1 pseudogene is annotated in these 1,552 nt (G+C 64.8%); it reads right to left on the reverse strand.

The features are described 5' to 3' along the window. Positions 1-1,552 (reverse strand): annotated as a pseudogene (locus tag EOA24_RS42140) (ATP-binding protein); the annotation flags it as partial.

Genomic DNA, 1,552 nt, shown 5'->3' on the forward strand with positions numbered 1-1,552 from the left:
CGGCGACATCGATCGCCTTCGTCGGCTCCTTGGTCGGCGTGTTGTCAACGACCAATAGTGGCTCGAGCGGGTTCTCGGTGGCAGCCCTAACCCCGGGATCGACGTGGGGCTGGACGAGGCCCGGCCGAAAGTTGCCGGCCTCCGGGGACAGGGCCCACTGGCCGACCTTGGCCCGCACGCTATCGTAGAATGGAATGGGGTCGCCGTTGACGATCTGGCCCGCGTCGCCACTCCCGATCGTGATGGTCTCCTCGAAACCGTCCGCGTCACGGTCACGCACACCGCTGCGAGGACTGTCGTCGACGACGATCAGGCGGCCCCGCTGATCGACCGAGAGGCTCGGGCTGGGATCCAGGATCGCGGCGGCGATGCGCTCGTGGAGCGTCGCCCATTGTGCTTCGCGGCCGACGACATCGGGGTGCTGGCTATAGACCCGCATCCCAAAGCCGATGATCGACAGGAGCAAGTGCTGGAAACCAAGCGCCCACGCGACGGGCTGCCCCTCGTGTGGGAGCATGCTCGAAAGGAGCCTAGAGAATGTCCTTGCTTGGTCGAGCGCGTCGCCGATTTCGGACGGCGGGAAGACCGATCCGGGGCGGCATTTCACCTCGATGGGCGTGAGATGGATGCGCACCCCGTTGGGGCCCAACTTCACGCCGACGACCAGCAGGTCGGGCCGCGATAGGGAGGCGTCCTTCTTGTCCTTGCGAAGCGACTTCGCGAGGTCGGCGAAATATCCCCGGAAAGGATCGACAGGCACAATGATGCATACGGCAACGTCCTCGCCCATGCCATCTATGACCGGGACGAGGCTTTCGCCCGCGCTGGAGAGCCGGAAGCGGTCTTGCAGCAAGCGCACGGCGATGAACAATCCGAGGTCACCCGTCGCCCCGGCGTTGTCTCCAGCGAGCCCCCTGATAGTAGGGATGCCGCGTCGCGCAATTTCTAGCAGGACGTCCTGCACTTGGTCGGCGTCGATCCCCGCACAGCCCGGTAGGCGCGCAAGCGCCTTGGACAGAGCCTCGCGATCGGCTTGCTTTACCTTGGACAGCAGGTAGTAGCCGTTTGTGTCGCCAGCCCGGTGCGAGTAGGACGGCATGTCATAGTCCCAGAGGTAGGCGTCCTCGAGCCATCCCCCGAGGAAGCATGCTGGATCGATCGCCGACGACGATACGGCGACAAAGTCGGTGTTCCGGGTTTCCAGCATGTCGCGCACTGCGTTCACATTTGGCGCGAAGCGCATCCCCGTCCGCCGATCGCCAAGACTCTCCATGGCACCGACACAGGCGGCGACTTTGTCGGCGAGAACGTCGCCCGATGCAGGAGCCGGAGCCGACTGCCGGGTCTCGCTGAGGAATGCGCGAGGAAGCTGGCGCCTGACCCTGTGCCTCAGCAGGCCGCCATAGCCGAGTGGCGAACGGCCCTCCACGGCGGCTGCGCTTGGTTCCGACATGTCGAGTTGCGCGATGATGCCAAGGTCGGGATTGGCCTTAAGCGGTTGTCTCGCGAACCACCTGACGCTATTGCGGGTATCCTCCGAGAGGTTCGCGAT

Origin of the sequence: Mesorhizobium sp. M2A.F.Ca.ET.039.01.1.1 (genome assembly GCF_003998035.1) — a bacterium.
Classification (GTDB): Bacteria; Pseudomonadota; Alphaproteobacteria; order Rhizobiales; family Rhizobiaceae; genus Mesorhizobium.